This window comes from Streptomyces sp. NPDC033270 (assembly GCF_055576575.1).
Genome location: NZ_JBVIRA010000019.1, coordinates 149342 through 167988, shown reverse-complemented (window position 1 = coordinate 167988; position 18647 = coordinate 149342). Strand labels below are relative to the sequence as shown.

The window sequence follows — 18647 nt, the reverse complement described above, 5'->3', positions numbered from 1 at the left end:
CCGGGTGAGAAGTCGTCGCGAGGCCCGCGGAAAGCCGTCGCGGGACGCGCGGAACCGGTTGATTGACCGGGGCAGCCGGTGGACTAAAGTGGCGCGAAGTGGGAGGCGTGACGCTCTCCTTGGATACCGAATTCCTCGCGTGCGCGAATCGTACGTACGGCTCGGCCTCCTCCCGCTCCCATGGTCTTCCGACGTCACTTCCCCGTCGCCGGAGGGCCACTTCCCCTTCAGAGCGGGCGGGGACCAAGCGGTACGTGCGGCATCCCCCAGCCAGCGGCCGGGGGACCCACCTGCCGCCCGGCCATCGGAAGGCGCATGAGCAGCAATACTCGCCACGTACCCGTCATGCTCCAGCGTTGCCTGGACATGCTCGCCCCCGCGCTCGCCGAGCCCGGTGCGGTCGTCGTCGACTGCACGCTCGGCCTCGGAGGGCACAGCGAGGCACTGCTCACCGCCTTCCCGGCGGCCCGCCTCGTCGCCCTCGACCGCGACCCGGCCGCCCTGAAGCTCGCCGGGGAGCGGCTGGCCCCCTACGGCGAGCGCGCCACGCTGGTGCACGCCGTCTACGACGAGCTCCCCGAGGTCCTCGACCGGCTCGGTATCCCGCGCGTCCAGGGCGTGCTGTTCGACCTCGGTGTCTCCTCCATGCAGCTCGACGAGGCCGACCGCGGCTTCGCGTACGCGCAGGACGCCCCGCTGGACATGCGGATGGACCAGACGACCGGCATCAGCGCCGCCGAGGTCCTCAACACCTACGCCCCCGGTGAGCTGGTGCGGATCCTGCGCGCCTACGGAGAGGAGAAGCAGGCCAAGCGGATCGTCGCGGCCGTCGTCCGCGAGCGCGCGAAGGAGCCGTTCACCAACAGCGCGCGGCTGGTCGAGCTGATCCGCGACGCGCTGCCGCAGGCCGCCAAGCGCACCGGCGGCAACCCCGCCAAGCGCACGTTCCAGGCGCTGCGCATCGAGGTCAACGGGGAGCTGGCGAGCGTGGAGCGGGCCATCCCGGCCGCGGTGAAGGCGCTCGCGGTCGGCGGCCGGATCGCCGTGCTGTCGTACCACTCGCTGGAGGACCGGCTGGTCAAGCACGTCTTCGCGGCCGGTGCGAGCAGCACCGCGCCGCCCGGGCTGCCGGTCGTCCCCGAGCGCTACCAGCCCCGCCTGAAGCTGCTGACCCGCGGCGCCGAGCTCCCCACGGAGGAGGAGATCGCCGAGAACCGCCGCGCCGCCCCCGCCCGGCTGCGCGGCGCGGAGCGGATCCGCGAGAACGTCGAGGACACCGCGTGAGAGGCCAGGGGCGGCCGCGGAGACAGAAACGGCTCTCCGCGCTGTTCCCCTCCTCCGCCGCCCCGCGCGGCACCGCGGCACGCACGCCCTTCGTGCTCCTGATCGTCGTCCTGCTCGGCTCCGGACTGATCACGCTGCTGCTGCTCAACTCCGCACTCAACCAAGGGTCGTTCGAGCTCGACAAGCTGGAGCGCGAGACCGGCGAGCTGACCGACGAGCAGCAGGCGCTGCAGCAGGAGGTGGACACCTCCTCCGCCCCGGACGCGCTGGAGCGCCGCGCCCGAGAGCTGGGGATGGTGCCCGGCGGCTCCCCGGTGTTCCTGCTCCCGGACGGCAGGGTGCTCGGCACACCGCACCCGGCCACGTCCCAGGGGGCGGCGCTGAGCAGCTCCGCCAAGCCCTCGGCGGCCGCGCTCCTGAGGGCGGCCGCACCGAAGGCCCCGTCCACCTCGTCCGCCCCCTCAGCTCCCTCCGCCCTGTTCGTCCCTGCGGCGCCGCCGGTCGCGGGGCCCTCGGTCGAGCCGCCGGTCCCGGTCGGCTCCGTCACGCTGGCCCCGGAGAGCACCCCGCCGGCGGCGGGCGCCCACGGCACCCCGGCCTCCGCAGCATCCCCCGCCCCCGAGGCCGCCCCCGCATCCCCGGCCTTCGCCACCCCACGCGTCCCGTTCGGCATCAGTGCCCCCACCGTCCCCACCGCGCCCGCATGGGGGGCGGCGCCCGCCCCCTCCCCGACGACCTCCGGCAGGTGAACGCGGCATGACCGAGCCCAGGGAACCCCGCCGGGTACCGCGCCCGGCCCAGCGCGGCGGTCAGGCCAAGAACCGCGCCGCCCGCCCGCCCACCGCCGGGCGCCCGCGGCCCAAGCCCGGCGCGCCCCGGCAGAGCAGCCCCAGGGCCGGCGCCGGCCGCCCCGCCCCCCGGCCGGCGCGTCCCCGCTCCGGGCCGCCGCAGCTGCGGCTGGCCAGCCCGCGCCCCCGGCTGCGGCTGGTCGCCCTCGGCCTGACGCTGGTCATGCTGGTCTTCGTCGTACGGCTCTTCCAGGTGCAGGCCGTGGACGCCGGGGCGTACGCCGCCAAGGCCAACGAGAACCGCTATGTGCCGGTCAAGCTGGCCGCCGAGCGCGGGGCGATCACCGACCGCAACGGCGTGAACCTGGCCACCACCGTGGACGCGTACGACATCACCGCCGACCCGAGCCTGCTGGCGTCCGACAAGACCAAGATCGACGACGCCCCGCGGCGGGCCGCCGCGCTGCTGGCGCCGCTCCTGGGCGAGGACGAGGCCACCCTCACCCGCAAGCTCGACCAGCCCAAGGTCCGCTACGTCCTGCTCGCCCGGCAGCGGACCCCGCAGGTCTGGAAGCGGATCAAGGACCTCCGCAAGGACCTCGACGCCAAGGCGGCCGCCGCCCCCAAGCGCGCGCCCCGCCCCAACGTGCTCGTCGGGATCTTCGCCGACAAGCACTCCAAGCGCCTCTACCCCAACAAGGACCTCGCCTCCGGCGTCCTCGGCTTCGTCAACAGCGCGGGCAAGGGCGGCGGCGGCCTGGAGGCACGCCTGGACCAGCAGCTGGCGGGCAAGGACGGCAAGTTCGTCTACGCCCAGTCCGGAGGCCGCCGGGTGCCCACCGCCGACACCCACGAGATCCCCGCCGTCCCGGGTACCGACGTCGAGCTGACCCTGGACCGCGACATCCAGTGGGCGGCCCAGAAGGCCATCGCCAAACAGGTCGCCAAGTCCGGCGCCGACCGCGGCTACGTCGTCGTCCAGGACACCCGCACCGGCGAGATCCTGGCGCTGGCCAATTCCCCCGCGTTCGACCCCAACGACATCTCCCGGGCCGACCCGGAGGCGCTGGGCAACGCCGCGCTCTCCGACGCGTTCGAACCGGGGTCCACCAGCAAGCTGATGTCGATGGCCGCCGTACTGGAGGAGGGCGTCGCCACCCCCTCCACCCGGGTCACCGTGCCCAACCGGCTGCACCGCGGCGACCGGCTCTTCGCCGACGACGTCGACCACAAGACCTGGCATCTGACGCTCAACGGCGTGCTCGCCAAGTCCAGCAACATCGGCACGATCCTGGCGACCGGCCAGCTCGGCAGGAACCAGCCCGAGGCCAACCGGGTCCTCTACTCCTACCTGCGCAAATTCGGCATCGGCAAGCCGACCGGGCTGGGCTTCCCCGGGGAGACCGCCGGCATCCTGGCCAAGCCGCAGGACTGGAACACCTCCCAGCAGTACACGATCCCCTTCGGCCAGGGACTGTCGCTCAACGCCCTGCAGGCCGCCTCCGTCTACTCCACGATCGCCAACGGCGGCGAGCGCATCGCCCCCACACTGGTCCGCGGCAGCACCGGACCCGACGGCCACTACGTCCGGGCACCCAGGCCCGTCAAGAACCGTGTGGTCAGCAAGGAGACGGCGCGCACGCTGGCCACCATGCTGGAGTCGGTGGTGGACGACGAGGAGGGCACCGGCGCGAAGGCGAAGATCGACGGCTACCGGGTCGGCGGCAAGACCGGCACGTCCAACCGGGTGGACCCCAAGACGGGCCGGTACCACGGCTACACCGCCTCCTTCGCCGGCTTCGCGCCTGCCGACAAGCCCCGGATCACGGTCTACTGCGCCGTGCAGAACCCCACCAAAGGCAGCTATTTCGGCGGCCAGGTCTGTGGTCCGATCTACCAGCAGGTCATGGCGTTCGCGCTGAAAACCCTCCAGGTCCCGCCGACCGGCGCCAAGCCCCCGCGGCTGCCGGTCACCTTCACGCCAGGCCAATGAAATCGAGGCAATCCCGCCGTGACGACGATCACCCCCGCCGGGTCCCCCGAGCCCCGAAGCCGCACCTCCACACAACCCTCACTTCGCCCCGGGCCCGATCGGCCCGGTACGCTCACCGCCGTGTCACACGCTGATCAGTCCCCGAAAGCCCCGCACGCCGAGAAGGGCGGCCCCGGCACATATCCGGGAGCGCCGCGCCCTGAACAGGTCCGCCCCACCCCCCTGGCGGACCTCGCCGAGCAGCTGGGCACCCCGATCTCCGCCGCGGGCCACGCCGGTGCCGACGCCGCGCAGTCCGTCGCCGTCACCGGGATCACCCATGACTCCCGGGCGGTCCGCCCCGGCGACGTCTACGCCGCGCTGCCCGGCGCCCGGCTGCACGGTGCCGACTTCGTCGCCCAGGCCGCCGACCTCGGAGCCGCGGCGATCCTGACCGACCCGACGGGCGCCGAGCGCGCCGCCGCGACCGGCCTGCCGGTCCTGGTCGTCGACAACCCGCGCGCACGGATGGGCGCCCTGGCCGTCTCGATCTACGGCGCGCCGGGCGAGGACCTGCTCCAGATCGGCATCACCGGCACCTCCGGCAAGACCACCACCGCCTACCTCATCGAGGGAGGCCTGCGGGCCGCGGCCGCCGGGCGCCCCGACGGGGGCCTGACGGGCCTGATCGGCACGGTGGAGACCCGTATCGGCGACGAGCGCATCAAGTCCGAGCGCACCACCCCCGAGGCCACCGACCTGCAGGCGCTGTTCGCGGTCATGCGCGAGCGCGGCGTCCGGGCCCTGGCCATGGAGGTCTCCAGCCACGCGCTGGTCCTGGGGCGGGTCGACGGCTGTGTCTTCGACGTCGCGATCTTCAACAACCTCAGCCCGGAGCACATGGAGTTCCACTCCGGCATGGAGGACTACTTCCAGGCCAAGGCCCAGCTGTTCACCAAGGCCCGCAGCCGGGCCGGGGTCGTGAACCTCGACGACGAGTACGGCCGGCGGCTGGCCGAGGGCGAGTCCGAGGTCCCGGTCACCACCTTCTCCGCCGAGGGCCACCCGGACGCGGACTGGCGGGCCTTCGACGTCGAGGTCGGCGCGCTCGGCTCGACCTTCACGGTGCACGGCCCCGACGGGCAGACCGTGCGTGCCGCGTCCCCGATCGCCGGCCCGTTCAACGTCGCCAACGCGCTCGCCGCGATCGTCTCGCTGGTCGTCGCCGGCATCGACCCGCAGACCGCGGCCGACGGCGTCGCGGCGGTGCCCGGCGTCCCCGGCCGCCTGGAGCGCGTCGACGCCGGCCAGCCGTACCTGGCGGTGGTCGACTACGCGCACAAGACCGACGCCGTCGAATCGGTCCTGCGCGCGCTGCGCAAGGTCACCGACGGCAAGCTGCACGCCGTGCTCGGCTGCGGCGGCGACCGCGACCCGCACAAGCGCGCCCCCATGGGCGCCGCGGTGGCCCGCCTCGCCGACACGGCCATCCTGACCTCCGACAACCCCCGCAACGAGGACCCGCTCGCGATCCTCGCCACCATGCTCGCGGGCGCCGCCGAGGTGCCGGTCCACGAACGCGGCACGGTACTGGTCGAGGAAGAGCGGGCCGCCGCCATCGCCGCCGCCGTCGCCCGCGCCGAGCCCGGCGACACCGTGATCGTCGCGGGCAAGGGCCATGAGCAGGGCCAGGACATCGCCGGAGTGGTCCGCTCCTTCGACGACCGTCAGGTGCTGCGCGAGGCCATCGAGGCAGCACTGAAGTCGCAGCAGTCACCGCAGCCGAACCACCGGGGATGACACACCGCCATGCGCGCACAACCCTTCCGCCGTCACCTCCCGCCCCGCACCGGGGGTGACCTGTGATCTCCTTGTCGCTCGCCGAGATCGCGAGCATCGTCGGCGGGCAGCAGCACGACATACCGGACCCCGGCCTCCAGGTCACCGGGCCCGTCGTCACCGACTCCCGCGCGGTACGCCCCGGCGGTCTGTTCGTGGCCTTCGCCGGGGAGCGCGTCGACGGCCATGACTTCGCGCAGGGCGCCGTAGAGGCGGGCGCGGTGGCCGTCCTGGCCGCCCGCCCCGTCGGCGTCCCCGCGATCGTCGTCGACGACGTGGTCGCCGCGCTCGGCGCGCTCGCCCGCGCCGTCGTCGACCGGCTGGGCACCACCGTCATCGGCCTCACCGGCTCGGCCGGCAAGACCAGCACCAAGGACCTGATCGCCCAGCTGCTGCAGCGGCACGGCCCGACGGTCTGGCCCGAGGGCAACCTCAACAACGAGATCGGGCTGCCGCTGACCGCGCTGCGCGCCGATGCCGCCACCCGGCACCTCGTCCTGGAGATGGGCGCCCGCGGCGTCGGCCACATCCGCTACCTCGCCGAGCTGACGCCGCCGAGGATCGGTGTGGTGCTCAACGTCGGCAGCGCGCACATCGGCGAGTTCGGCGGCCGCGAGAAGATCGCCGAGGCGAAGGGCGAACTCGTCGAGGCGCTGCCGGCGGCCGGTGAAGGGACCGAGGGGCCACAGGCGGGCGGGATCGCGGTGCTCAACGCCGACGATCCGTACGTCCGCGCCATGGCCGCGCGTACGAAGGCCCGTACGGTCCTGTTCGGTGAGGCCGAGGACGCCGCCGTACGTGCCGAGAATGTCCGGCTCACGGAGCTCGGACAGCCCGCCTTCACGCTTCACACACCCTCCGGGTGCAGTGATGTGACCATGCGGCTGTACGGTGAGCACCACGTGTCGAACGCGCTCGCCGCGGCCGCCGTCGCCCATGAGTTGGGCATGCCCGTAGACGAGATCGCCACCGCGCTCTCCGAAGCCGGCACGCTCTCCCGCTGGCGTATGGAGGTCACCGAGCGCGCGGACGGCGTGACGGTCGTCAACGACGCCTACAACGCGAACCCGGAGTCCATGCGAGCGGCGCTGCGAGCGCTGGTCGCGATGGGCGCAGCCGCCAAGGCGAAGGGCGGTCGGACGTGGGCGGTGCTCGGTGAGATGGCCGAGCTCGGTGAGGAGTCGCTCGCCGAACACGACGCGGTCGGGCGGCTGGTCGTCCGGCTCAACGTCAGCAAGCTCGTGGCAGTCGGCGGCAGGGAAGCGGCCTGGCTCGACATGGGCGCCAAGAACGAGGGTTCGTGGGGTGAGGAGTCGGTGCACGTGTCCGACGCGCGGGCGGCGGTCGACCTGTTGCGCAGCGAGCTGCGACCGGGAGACGTCGTGCTGGTGAAGGCGTCCAGGTCGGTGGGGCTGGAGCGGGTCGCCGCAGCTTTGCTGGACGACCAGGGCATGGTGGGCGCCGCGGGCGCTGAGGGTGGAGCCGCGACCCGATGAACTCGATGAAGCAGATCCTCTTCTCCGGAACGATCGGGCTCTTCCTGACCCTGATCGGCACCCCGCTGCTGATCAAGCTGCTGGCGAAGAAGGGGTACGGGCAGTTCATCCGCGATGACGGCCCCCGCACCCACGGCAGCAAGAAGGGCACGCCCACCATGGGCGGTATCTCCTTCATCCTGGCCACGATCATCGCCTACGCCCTGACGAAGGTGATCACCTCCAGCGATCCGACGTTCTCGGGTGTGCTGGTGCTCTTCCTCTTCGCGGGCATGGGCCTGGTCGGCTTCCTGGACGACTACATCAAGATCGTCAAGCAGCGTTCGCTGGGCCTGCGGGCCAAGGCGAAGATGGCCGGCCAGCTGATCGTGGGTATCGCCTTCGCGGTGCTCTCACTGCAGTTCGCCGACATGCGCGGGCAGACTCCGGCCTCCGACCGGCTGTCCTTCACCCAGGACTTCGGCTGGCAGATCGGCCCGGTGATCTTCGTGATCTGGGCGCTGTTCATGATCCTGGCGATGTCCAACGGCGTGAACCTCACCGACGGCCTCGACGGCCTGGCCACCGGCGCCTCGGTGATGGTCTTCGGCGCGTACACCTTCATCGGCATCTGGCAGCACCAGGAGTCCTGCGCCAACCAGATCACCGCCGGACCGGGCTGCTACGAGGTGCGTGACCCCCTCGACCTCGCGGTCGTCGCCTCCGCGCTGATGGGCGCCTGCTTCGGCTTCCTGTGGTGGAACACCTCACCCGCCAAGATCTTCATGGGCGACACCGGCTCGCTGGCCCTGGGCGGCGCGCTGGCCGGCCTGGCGATCTGCTCCCGCACGGAGCTGCTGCTCGCCCTCCTCGGCGGTCTCTTCGTCCTGATCACGATGTCCGTGGTCATCCAGGTCGGCTCCTTCAAGCTGACCGGCAAGCGGGTCTTCAGGATGGCGCCACTCCAGCACCACTTCGAACTCAAGGGGTGGTCGGAAGTCCTTGTGGTGGTCAGGTTCTGGATCATCCAGGGCATGTGCGTCATCGTGGGACTCGGCATCTTCTACGGCGGCTGGCAGGCGGCGAAGTGACCACGCACGGCCCGACCGACGACCCCGCGGGGTTCTCCGGTCTGCACATCACCGTCGCCGGCCTGGGCGTGAGCGGCGTTCCCGCCGCCCGCGCGCTGGCCGGCCTCGGCGCCCGCGTCACCGTCGTCAACAGCAGCGACGGCGACCGCGAGCGCGCGCAGGCCGCCGAACTGGAGCAGCTGGGGGTCACCGTCCGCCTCGGCGACGGCGACACCCTCCCCGAGGGCACGGAACTGGTCGTCACCACCCCGGGCTGGAAGCCGACCAGCCCGCTCTTCCTCGCGGCCGAGAAGGCCGGCATCGAGGTGTGGGGCGATGTCGAGCTCGCCTGGCGGCTGCGCGGCCCGGACGCCGCCCCGTGGCTGGCCGTCACCGGCACCAACGGCAAGACCACCACCGTCCAGATGCTGGCCTCGATCCTGGAGGCGGCCGGTCTGCGGACCGCCGCCGTCGGCAACATCGGGGTCCCGCTCGTCGACGTGGTGCTCGGCGAGGGGCAGCAGAAGGACACGTCGTACGACGTGCTCGCGGTCGAGCTCTCCAGCTACCAGCTGCACTGGGCCCCCTCGGTACGGGCGCACTCCGCGGTCGTCCTCAACCTCGCCCCCGACCATCTGGACTGGCACGGCTCCATGGAGGCCTACGCCGCCGACAAGGGCCGGATCTACGAGGGCAACACCGTCGCCTGCGTCTACAACGTCGCCGACCCGGCGACCGAGGACCTGGTCCGGGCGGCCGACGTCGAGGAGGGCTGCCGCGCGATCGGCTTCACCCTCGGCACCCCCGGCCCCTCCCAACTCGGTGTCGTCGAGGGCATCCTCGTCGACCGCGCCTTCGTCGAGAACCGGCACCAGCAGGCCCAGGAGCTCGCCGAGGTCGCCGACGTCCGGCCCGCGGCGCCCCACAACATCGCCAACGCCCTCGCCGCGGCGGCGCTGGCCAGGGCCTTCGGCGTCGCCCCCGCCGCGGTACGCGACGGACTGCGCGCCTTTCACCCGGACGCGCACCGCATCGAGCACATCGCGGACGTCGACGGCGTCGCCTACATCGACGACTCCAAGGCCACCAACACCCACGCCGCCGAGGCGTCGTTGGCGGCGTACGAGCACATCGTGTGGATCGCCGGTGGGCTCGCCAAGGGCGCGACCTTCGACGAGCTGGTCCACAAGTCCGCGGCCCGGCTGCGCGGGGTGGTGCTGATCGGCGCCGATCGGGCGCTGATTCGCGAAGCCCTGGCGCGACACGCCCCCGATGTCCCGGTGGTCGACCTCGACCGGACCGACACTGGGGCGATGCCTCAGGCGGTCCGGGAAGCGACCCGTCTGGCCGCGCCCGGCGACACCGTCCTGCTGGCTCCGGCCTGTGCCTCGATGGACATGTTCGTCAACTACAACAAGCGGGGCGAGGCCTTCGCCGAAGCGGTCCGCGAGCTGACCGCGGGGGACCGGTAGACCCTTTCTCCCCGCTGCCGCCGGACCGGCGGCGAGCGCACCCGTGGAGGGGACGAGGATGACGGCCCGATCGGCGAAGGCGGCAGCGGCGCGCCGGCCCCGCCGGACCACGCCGGTGCGCCCGCCGCGGGGCGGCCGTCCGCCGGGCGGCCCGCGGGGGCTCCACGCCCGGTTGAGACGGGCCTGGGACCGTCCGCTGACCGCGTACTACCTCATCCTGGGCGGCAGCCTGCTGATCACCGTCCTGGGGCTGGTGATGGTCTACTCGGCGTCCCAGATCAAGGCGCTGCAGTCCGGTCTGGCCCCGACGTTCTTCTTTCGCAAACAGCTGCTCGCGGCCGTCCTCGGCAGCGGGCTGCTGGTGCTCGCCGCCCGGCTCTCGGTACGGGTGCACCGCATGCTGGCCTATCCGCTGCTGGCCGGCTCGGTGTTCTTGATGTGTCTGGTGCAGATTCCGGACATAGGGGTCGCGGTCAACGGCAACCAGAACTGGATCAGCCTCGGCGGGCCTTTCCAGATGCAACCGAGCGAGTTCGGCAAGCTCGCGCTGGTCCTGTGGGGCGCCGACCTGCTCGCCCGCAAACAGGACCGGAGGCTGCTGACGCAGTGGAAGCATCTGCTGGTGCCGCTGATCCCGGTGACCTTCCTGGTGCTCGGGCTGATCATGCTCGGCGGCGACATGGGCACAGCGATCATTCTCACGGCGATCCTCTTCGGGCTGCTGTGGCTGGCCGGGGCGCCGACCCGGCTGTTCGTGGGGGTGCTGGGCGCCGCCTCGGTGATCGGTGCGTTGCTGATCATGACGAGCGCCAACCGGATGTCCCGGCTGGCCTGCATCGGAGCGACCGATCCGGGGCCCGGTGATCAGTGCTGGCAGGCCGTGCACGGGATCTACGCTCTCGCCTCCGGCGGATTCTTCGGTTCCGGGCTCGGCGCGAGTATGGAAAAATGGGGTGAACTCCCTGAACCGCACACCGACTTCATCTTCGCCATCACCGGGGAGGAACTGGGTCTGGCGGGGACGCTGTCGGTGCTCGCCCTCTTCGCGGCTCTAGGCTATGCGGGTATCCGCGTGGCCGGACGCACGGAGGACCCCTTCGTACGGTACGCCGCGGGAGGCGTGACCACCTGGATCACGGCCCAGGCCGTGATCAACGTCGGTGCGGTGCTCGGCCTGCTGCCGATCGCCGGTGTCCCGCTCCCGCTGTTCTCCTACGGAGGCTCCGCCCTGCTGCCCACGATGTTCGCCATCGGGCTGCTGATCGCCTTCGCGCGTGACGAGCCCGCTGCACGGGCGGCCCTGGCCATGCGGCAGCCGGTCTTCGGCAGGAGACCGGCTGGGGTGAGATGGAAGACGATGAGACGGCGCGTCAAGAAGCGGCCGTCCGGAGAGCGGTGAATTTCGGTGCATGTCGTACTCGCCGGTGGGGGGACCGCCGGCCACATCGAGCCCGCGCTCGCCCTCGCGGACGCACTGCGGAGGCAGGACCCCACCGTGGGGATCACGGCACTCGGCACGGAGAAGGGGCTGGAGACCCGGCTCGTCCCGGAGCGCGGCTATGAGCTGGGCCTCATCCCGGCCGTACCGCTGCCGCGCAAGCCCACCCCTGAGCTGATCACCGTCCCCGGGCGGCTGCGCGGCACGATCAAGGCCGCCGAGCAGATCCTGGAGCGCACGAAGGCGGACTGCGTGGTCGGCTTCGGCGGCTACGTGGCGCTGCCCGGCTATCTGGCCGCCAAGCGGCTCGGTGTGCCGATCATCGTCCACGAGGCCAACGCCCGCCCCGGCCTGGCCAACAAGATCGGCTCGCGGTACGCCAAGTTCGTCGCCGTCAGCACCCCGGACAGCAAGCTGCGCGGTGCCCGCTACGTCGGCATTCCGCTCCGCCGCACCATCGCCACCCTGGACCGCGCCGCGGTCCGCCCCGAGGCGCGGGCCGCCTTCGGCCTCGACCCCAACCTCCCGACGCTCCTGGTGTCCGGCGGATCCCAGGGCGCCCGCCGGCTGAACGAAGTCATCCAGGCCGCCGTTCCGGCCCTGCAGCGCGCGGGCATCCAGGTCCTGCACGCGGTCGGCCCGAAGAACGAATTGCCGCATGTGGACAACATGCCGGGGATGCCCCCCTATGTCCCGGTACCGTACGTGGACCGGATGGATCTCGCGTACGCCGCGGCCGACATGATGCTCTGCCGCGCGGGCGCGATGACCGTCGCCGAGTTGTCCGCCGTCGGGCTCCCGGCCGCGTTCGTCCCGCTGCCCATCGGCAACGGCGAGCAGCGGCTCAACGCCCAGCCGCTGGTCAACGCCGGCGGGGGCCTGCTGGTCGACGACGCCCAGCTGACCCCGGACTGGGTGCAGAGCAGCGTGCTCCCGGTTCTGGCCGATCCGCACCGGCTGTACGAGATGTCCCGCGCGGCCTCCGAGTTCGGCCGCCGGGACGCCGACGAGCTGCTGGTCGGCATGGTCTACGAGGCGATCGCGCAGCACAACAAGTAGTGCACTAGGGAAGGCAGGGAGCGTGGCCGGACCGACAACCGCCCGGCGCGGCGAGAAGAAGTCACCGTCCGGCCCGCCCTCCGCCCCGGAGGCGCACGGACGCAGATTCCGTTGGGTGCGCGTCCCGTTTCGCGCGCCGGGCCGCCGCGGTCTGATCATCATCACGGTTCTCGCGGTGCTGCTCGGCGCGTTCGGTGTCTGGGCGCTGTACGCATCGAGCTGGCTGCGGGTGGAGCGCGTGCGGGCCGCCGGCACCGCGGTCCTGACCCCGCGTGAGGTCGTCGCCGCGGCCCGCACTCCGATGAACACACCGCTGATTTCGGTGGATACGGACGCAATCGCCCGCCGGCTGCGCGCGCGGCTGCCGCGCATCAAGACGGTTGACGTCGAACGGTCCTGGCCGCACACGATCGGTCTGAAGGTGACGGAAAGGACGCCGGAACTGCTGATGCCGACGGGCGGAAAGTTTGCCGAAGTGGACGCCGAGGGCGTCCGGTTCGCCACCGTCGGCGCCGCCCCCGAGGGCGTTCCGCTTCTGGAAATGGCCGCTTCCGACTCCCCGAGTCTGCGCCAGTTCGGAATCGACCGGTTGCGGCGTGCCGCGGTCCAGGTCGCTCAGGATCTGCCCCCGGCCGTACGCAAGAACCTCCGCAAGGTTCGCGTACGGTCCTATGACGCCATCACCCTCCACCTTTCCGGTGACCGGACGGTCGCCTGGGGCAGCCGCGAACAGGGCGCCGAAAAGGCGAAGGTGCTGACCGCGCTGCTGAAAGCGGCACGTGACGCGCGCCACTTCGACGTCTCGGTCCCCAGCGCCCCTGCGGTAGCGGGGAGTTGACGTACTCAGCCGCAGGCCAGCACCCTGGATGGCTACGACTATGGGTGATCACATAGGGTGAAAAGAAAAACGGGAGGTTCGGCGTGTTCGTTGAACGGGCGCGCCTTGTCGACTTAGTGTCTCGTTCCAAAGGGACTATGGAACCAAGGAACACAGGCACAGGTAACCCTAAACTTCAACGTTAGGGTTCGGGTCGGCGATACGAACCGCCCCAATCGGCATCAGTCGGCGTCCACACGCACGTGCGGCGACGACACGTAACTCGAGGCGAGAGGCCTTCGACGTGGCAGCACCGCAGAACTACCTCGCAGTCATCAAGGTCGTCGGCATCGGCGGCGGTGGCGTGAACGCCATCAACCGGATGATCGAGGTCGGGCTCAAGGGCGTCGAGTTCATCGCGATCAACACCGATGCGCAGGCGCTGCTGATGAGCGACGCCGACGTCAAGCTCGACGTCGGCCGCGAAATGACCCGCGGCCTCGGCGCCGGCGCCAACCCGGATGTGGGGCGCAAGGCGGCCGAGGACCACCGCGAGGAGATCGAGGAGGTCCTCAAGGGGGCCGACATGGTCTTCGTGACCGCGGGTGAGGGTGGTGGCACCGGCACCGGCGGCGCACCCGTCGTCGCCAACATCGCGCGCTCGCTGGGCGCCCTGACGATCGGTGTGGTCACCCGGCCGTTCACCTTCGAGGGCCGCCGTCGCGCCAACCAGGCCGAGGACGGCATCGCCCAGCTGCGCGAAGAGGTCGACACCCTCATCGTGATTCCCAATGACCGACTGCTGTCCATCTCGGACCGCCAGGTGAGCGTGCTCGACGCGTTCAAGTCCGCGGACCAGGTGCTGCTGTCGGGTGTCCAGGGCATCACCGACCTGATCACCACCCCGGGTCTGATCAACCTCGACTTCGCGGACGTCAAGTCCGTGATGTCGGAGGCCGGCTCGGCCCTCATGGGCATCGGCTCGGCGCGCGGCGACGACCGCGCGGTGGCCGCCGCGGAGATGGCGATCTCCTCGCCGCTCCTGGAGGCCTCCATCGACGGCGCCCGCGGGGTGCTGCTGTCCATCTCCGGCGGCTCCGACCTCGGTCTCTTCGAGATCAACGAGGCCGCGCAGCTGGTCAGCGAGGCGGCGCACCCGGAAGCCAACATCATCTTCGGTGCGGTCATCGACGACGCGCTGGGCGACGAGGTCCGGGTGACGGTCATCGCCGCGGGCTTCGACGGCGGTCAGCCGCCGGCCCGCCGCGATGCGCAGGCCGCCCTGTCGACCCCGAAGCGCGAGGAGCCGACCCCGGCCCCGAGCCGTCCGGCCGCCCCGCCGGAGCCGCGTACGCCGTCGTCGTTCGGCGGCCTGGGTTCGGTGCCGGTACGGGACGAGGAGCCGGCGCCCGCCGAGTCCTCCTCCTCGCTGGGCGAGGTCGCCTCGCCCCCGGCGGGTGGCCCGCAGGTTCCCCCGGCTCGTCCGTCGTACTCCGACTCGGCCGAGGAACTGGACGTTCCCGACTTTCTGAAGTGACGTAAAGCACCGAAGTGATAGGGCAACAGCACCACGAGAGCGGCGCGCACTTCGCCTTCACCGACAGGTGGGGCGGGGTGAGCGCCGCTCCGTATGAGCAGCTCAACCTGGGCGGCGCGGTCGGCGACGACCCGCGGGCCGTCCGCGCCAACCGTGCGCGCGCGGCACGGGAACTCGGCCTCGACCCGGCCGCGGTGGTCTGGATGAACCAGGTCCACGGCCGGGACGTCGCCGTCGTCGACGGGCCCTGGCGCGACGCCGATGTCCCGTGTGTGGACGCGGTGGTCACCACCCGCCGGGGTCTCGCGCTCGCCGTACTGACCGCCGACTGCACCCCGGTGCTGCTGGCCGACCCGGTCGCCGGGATCGCGGGGGCCGCGCACGCCGGCCGGCCCGGCCTGGTGGCCGGGGTGGTCCCGGCGGTCGTCGGGGCGATGGTGGAACTGGGCGCGGCGCCGGAGCGGATCCTCGCCCGCACCGGACCCGCGATCTGCGGGCGGTGCTACGAGGTGCCCGCGGAGATGCGCTCCGAGGTCGCGGCGGTGGTGCCCCAGGCGCATGCGACGACCAGTTGGGGAACCCCCGCGGTGGATGTCACCGCGGGCGTGCGGGCCCAACTCGCCGCGGCGGGCGTGGCGGTGCGTGAGGATTCCCACATCTGCACGCGGGAGTCCGCGGACCACTTCTCTTATCGGCGCGACCGTACGACCGGGCGGCTCGCGAGCTATGTGTGGCTGGGGGAGCTCCCCGGCCGGGGGCCGGGGGAGGCCGAGCTGTGACGGACGACCGCAAGACGCAACTGGCCGACAACCTGGCCCGGGTGGAAAATCGTATCTCCGCCGCCTGCGCCAAGGCCGGACGGCCGCGCGACGAGGTGACCCTGATCGTGGTCACCAAGACCTACCCCGCGAGCGACGTCCGACTGCTCGCGGAGCTGGGGGTGCGCCAGGTCGCGGAGAACCGCGATCAGGAGGCCGCGGGCAAGGCCGCTGAATGCAGTGATTTGCCCCTTACTTGGCACTTCGTGGGGCAACTGCAGACCAACAAGGTGCGGTCTGTGGCTGGTTATGCCGGAATTGTTCAGTCGGTCGACCGGGCACGGCTGGTCACCGCGCTCTCCAAGGAAGCGGTCCGCGCCGAGCGCGAGCTGGGGTGCCTCGTCCAGGTGGCACTTGACGCGGAGTCGGGGGAGCGGGGTACCCGCGGCGGGGTGGCGCCGGACGGTGTGGCGGCGCTCGCGGAGGCGATCGCCGGGGCCCAAGGGCTGCGTCTGGACGGTGTGATGACCGTTGCGCCGCTGGCCGGGCCCTATGCCGGCCGGCAACTCGCCGCATTCGAACGACTCATGGAAATCTCAACCGACCTGCGCGCCACCCATCCTGCTGCCAACATGGTGTCAGCAGGCATGAGCGCGGACCTCGAGGACGCCGTGGCGGCCGGAGCGACACATGTGCGCGTCGGCACTGCGGTACTCGGAGTCCGACCACGGCTCGGGTAACGTCGCCAAGCAAGTCGGACCACAGCACAAAATATGGTCATTCCCGCAGAAAGCGGGAGGCCCGCGTGGATCCAAGGCACCCGGTGACGGAGCCGATCCACCACAGAGCGGAGGACGCAGAGAATGGCCGGCGCGATGCGCAAGATGGCGGTCTACCTCGGCCTCGTGGAGGACGATGGGTACGACGGCCGGGGGTTCGACCCCGACGACGAGTTCGAGCCCGAGCTTGACCCGGAGCCTGATCGGGGGCGGCGTCAACAGCACCAAGTGCAGCCCGAAACACGGCCGGAACGGGACGAACCCGTCCGTGCCGTGACGCCTCCGGCGCAACGCGAACCTGCCCCGCTCGCCGCGGAAAGCGGACGACCCGCGCGAATCGCACCCGTGGCATCCATCACACCCGACCGCCCGAATCTGGAGAAGAACGCACCGGTGATCATGCCCAAGGTTGTGTCCGAGCGGGAGCCGTACCGCATCACCACACTCCACCCCCGGACCTACAACGAAGCCCGTACCATCGGGGAACACTTCCGCGAGGGCACTCCGGTGATCATGAATCTCACGGAGATGGACGACACTGATGCGAAGCGACTTGTCGACTTTGCGGCCGGTTTGGTGTTTGGTCTTCACGGGAGCATCGAGCGGGTGACGCAGAAGGTGTTCCTGTTGTCGCCTGCTAACGTCGATGTCACGGCGGAGGACAAGGCCCGCATCGCAGAGGGCGGGTTCTTCAACCAGAGCTGAGACGCAACACCGGGCACACCAGGGCCGTAAGGTCAGCACAGAGCAAGCAAGGGGAGAGGGACGCGCGAGATGAGTGTCGCTGGTCAGGTGATCTATATCGCGCTGTACTGCTTCCTGATCGTGTTGATCTTCCGGCTGGTGATGGACTATGTCTTCCAGTTCGCCCGTTCATGGCAACCGGGCAAGGCGATGGTGGTCGTTCTTGAGGCCGCCTACACTGTCACTGATCCGCCACTCAAGCTTCTGCGGCGGGTAATTCCGCCGCTGCGTCTCGGGGGCGTGGCGCTCGACCTGTCCTTCTTCGTATTGATGATCATCGTATACATCCTGATCACCGTCGTGAGGTCGGTGTTGTTGGTGTGAACGATACGGTCTTGCCGATTGCCGACGACTACGTTGAGGTGAAGTAGAGATGCCGTTGACCCCCGAGGACGTGCGGAACAAGCAGTTCACGACCGTCCGCCTCCGAGAAGGCTATGACGAGGACGAGGTCGATGCCTTCCTCGACGAGGTTGAAGCAGAACTGACCAGGCTGCTCCGGGAGAACGAGGACCTGCGCGCCAAGCTGGCCGCGGCCACCCGCGCTGCGGCGCAGAACCAGCAGCAGGGGCTGCGCAAGGGACCCGACCAGCAGCAGGAGCAGCAGCAGCGTCCCGGGGCTCCCGTGCCCGCCGCCATATCCGGTCCGCAGCCGGTGCCGCCGCAGCAGCAGGGGATGGGTGGCCCGCCCCAACTGCCCGGTGGTGCACCTCAGCTGCCGCCCGGTCCCGGTGGCCACGGCCCGCAGGGTCCGCACGGACCCGGCCCGATGGGCCCCGGCGGTCCCATGGGTGGCCCGATGGGCGGCCCCGGTGGACCGCAGCTGCCGCAGGCCCAGCAGGGTGGCCCCGGCGGTGACAGCGCCGCGCGGGTGCTGTCGCTGGCGCAGCAGACCGCCGACCAGGCGATCGCGGAGGCCCGTTCCGAGGCCAACAAGATCGTCGGCGAGGCGCGCAGCCGCGCCGAGGGCCTGGAGCGGGACGCCCGCGCCAAGGCCGATGCGCTGGAGCGGGACGCGCAGGAGAAGCACCGCGTGGCGATGGGTTCGCTGGAGTCGGCCCGCGCGACGCTGGAGCGCAAGGTCGAGGACCTGCGCGGCTTCGAGCGCGAGTACCGTACGCGTCTGAAGTCCTACCTGGAGAGCCAGCTGCGTCAGCTGGAGAACCAGGCGGACGACTCGCTGGCTCCGCCGCGGACCCCGGCGGCCGCCTCGCTGCCGCCGTCGCCCTCGATGGCGTCGGCCGGTGCGGGCACCATGGGCGGCAACCACACCATGGGCGGCGGCCAGTCGATGGGCGGCAACCACTCCATGGCCGGGCAGTCCAGCGGCGGTCCGTCCTACGGCGGTCAGCAGCAGATGTCGCCGGCGATGACCCAGCCGATGGCTCCGGTGCGGCCGCAGAGCCCGCAGCCGATGCAGCAGACGCCGTCGCCGATGAGGGGTTTCCTCATCGACGAGGACGACAACTGACGCCCGCCTAGCGCGTAGCGTCGGCAATCAGGGCCGGGGCCCGAGGGAGTCCCTCGGGGCCCCGCCCCTTTTTCCTCCCGGTTCGCCGAATCCGGGCCAACTCTCCTTCCCCCACCGGTCCCCCCCCCTTTGTCCCACTTTTCC

16 protein-coding genes are annotated in these 18647 nt (G+C 71.2%); all 16 read left to right on the top strand.

Going from position 1 to position 18647, the window contains the following annotated elements; translation table 11 throughout:
* Window positions 1-315: 315 nt before the first annotated feature.
* A complete protein-coding gene (gene rsmH / locus ACZ5XZ_RS25340; protein ID WP_468981783.1) occupies window positions 316-1284 on the top strand; it encodes a 16S rRNA (cytosine(1402)-N(4))-methyltransferase RsmH in 969 nt (322 codons plus the stop codon).
* Entirely contained in the window at window positions 1281-2033 is a 753-nt protein-coding gene (ftsL, locus tag ACZ5XZ_RS25335) for a cell division protein FtsL (protein WP_468981781.1), read from the top strand. The genes rsmH and ftsL overlap by 4 nt, the downstream gene beginning before the upstream one ends.
* 7 nt (window positions 2034-2040) lie before the next feature.
* Window positions 2041-4065 carry a peptidoglycan D,D-transpeptidase FtsI family protein gene (locus tag ACZ5XZ_RS25330; protein ID WP_468981778.1) on the top strand — a complete coding sequence of 675 codons (2025 nt, stop codon included), beginning with the start codon at window positions 2041-2043 and terminating at the stop codon, window positions 4063-4065.
* 18 nt (window positions 4066-4083) lie between these two features.
* A complete protein-coding gene (locus ACZ5XZ_RS25325; protein ID WP_468981775.1) occupies window positions 4084-5844 on the top strand; it encodes a UDP-N-acetylmuramoyl-L-alanyl-D-glutamate--2,6-diaminopimelate ligase in 1761 nt (586 codons plus the stop codon).
* Between the two features lie 62 nt (window positions 5845-5906).
* Window positions 5907-7379: a UDP-N-acetylmuramoyl-tripeptide--D-alanyl-D-alanine ligase gene (locus tag ACZ5XZ_RS25320; protein ID WP_468981772.1), complete on the top strand. Its 1473-nt coding sequence runs from the start codon at window positions 5907-5909 to the stop codon at window positions 7377-7379.
* 5 nt (window positions 7380-7384) lie between these two features.
* Window positions 7385-8449, top strand: a complete 1065-nt coding sequence (gene mraY / locus ACZ5XZ_RS25315) for a phospho-N-acetylmuramoyl-pentapeptide-transferase (protein WP_399147715.1) — start codon at window positions 7385-7387, stop codon at window positions 8447-8449.
* The gene (gene murD / locus ACZ5XZ_RS25310) at window positions 8446-9900 is read left to right on the top strand and encodes a UDP-N-acetylmuramoyl-L-alanine--D-glutamate ligase (protein ID WP_468981770.1); all 1455 of its coding nucleotides are present in this window, start codon (window positions 8446-8448) and stop codon (window positions 9898-9900) included. Before mraY ends, murD begins: the two co-directional genes overlap by 4 nt.
* Window positions 9901-9958: 58 nt before the next feature.
* Window positions 9959-11299 (top strand): putative lipid II flippase FtsW, encoded by a 1341-nt coding sequence (gene ftsW, locus ACZ5XZ_RS25305; protein ID WP_468981768.1) that lies wholly within the window; start codon window positions 9959-9961, stop codon window positions 11297-11299.
* Window positions 11300-11305: 6 nt separating this feature from the next.
* The gene (gene murG / locus ACZ5XZ_RS25300) at window positions 11306-12397 is read left to right on the top strand and encodes an undecaprenyldiphospho-muramoylpentapeptide beta-N-acetylglucosaminyltransferase (protein WP_384490783.1); all 1092 of its coding nucleotides are present in this window, start codon (window positions 11306-11308) and stop codon (window positions 12395-12397) included.
* A gap of 22 nt (window positions 12398-12419) precedes the next feature.
* Complete coding sequence (locus ACZ5XZ_RS25295; RefSeq protein WP_468981765.1) at window positions 12420-13235, top strand: cell division protein FtsQ/DivIB; 816 nt, start codon at window positions 12420-12422, stop codon at window positions 13233-13235.
* Between the two features lie 283 nt (window positions 13236-13518).
* Window positions 13519-14751 (top strand): cell division protein FtsZ, encoded by a 1233-nt coding sequence (gene ftsZ, locus ACZ5XZ_RS25290; protein WP_468981762.1) that lies wholly within the window; start codon window positions 13519-13521, stop codon window positions 14749-14751.
* Between the two features lie 14 nt (window positions 14752-14765).
* On the top strand, window positions 14766-15530 hold the full coding sequence (pgeF, locus tag ACZ5XZ_RS25285; RefSeq protein ID WP_468981761.1) for a peptidoglycan editing factor PgeF: 765 nt from the start codon (window positions 14766-14768) through the stop codon (window positions 15528-15530).
* Window positions 15527-16249: a YggS family pyridoxal phosphate-dependent enzyme gene (locus ACZ5XZ_RS25280; RefSeq protein WP_384440852.1), complete on the top strand. Its 723-nt coding sequence runs from the start codon at window positions 15527-15529 to the stop codon at window positions 16247-16249. The genes pgeF and ACZ5XZ_RS25280 overlap by 4 nt, the downstream gene beginning before the upstream one ends.
* A gap of 123 nt (window positions 16250-16372) precedes the next feature.
* The gene (locus ACZ5XZ_RS25275; RefSeq protein ID WP_467660775.1) at window positions 16373-16993 is read left to right on the top strand and encodes a cell division protein SepF; all 621 of its coding nucleotides are present in this window, start codon (window positions 16373-16375) and stop codon (window positions 16991-16993) included.
* A gap of 69 nt (window positions 16994-17062) precedes the next feature.
* Entirely contained in the window at window positions 17063-17356 is a 294-nt protein-coding gene (locus tag ACZ5XZ_RS25270) for a YggT family protein (protein ID WP_360941721.1), read from the top strand.
* 49 nt (window positions 17357-17405) lie between these two features.
* Entirely contained in the window at window positions 17406-18503 is a 1098-nt protein-coding gene (locus tag ACZ5XZ_RS25265) for a DivIVA domain-containing protein (protein ID WP_393494148.1), read from the top strand.
* The last annotated feature ends 144 nt before the right edge of the window (window positions 18504-18647 follow it).

What these genes read in the sequence shown, in the direction of transcription:
- mraY (WP_399147715.1), top strand. Translation starts at nt 7,385, where the DNA reads ATGAAGCAGATCCTCTTCTCCGGAACGATCGGGCTCTTCCTGACCCTG.
- ACZ5XZ_RS25270 (WP_360941721.1), top strand. Translation starts at nt 17,063, where the DNA reads ATGAGTGTCGCTGGTCAGGTGATCTATATCGCGCTGTACTGCTTCCTG.
- ftsW (WP_468981768.1), top strand. Translation starts at nt 9,959, where the DNA reads ATGACGGCCCGATCGGCGAAGGCGGCAGCGGCGCGCCGGCCCCGCCGG.
- ACZ5XZ_RS25275 (WP_467660775.1), top strand. Translation starts at nt 16,373, where the DNA reads ATGGCCGGCGCGATGCGCAAGATGGCGGTCTACCTCGGCCTCGTGGAG.
- ACZ5XZ_RS25265 (WP_393494148.1), top strand. Translation starts at nt 17,406, where the DNA reads ATGCCGTTGACCCCCGAGGACGTGCGGAACAAGCAGTTCACGACCGTC.
- ACZ5XZ_RS25330 (WP_468981778.1), top strand. Translation starts at nt 2,041, where the DNA reads ATGACCGAGCCCAGGGAACCCCGCCGGGTACCGCGCCCGGCCCAGCGC.
- rsmH (WP_468981783.1), top strand. Translation starts at nt 316, where the DNA reads ATGAGCAGCAATACTCGCCACGTACCCGTCATGCTCCAGCGTTGCCTG.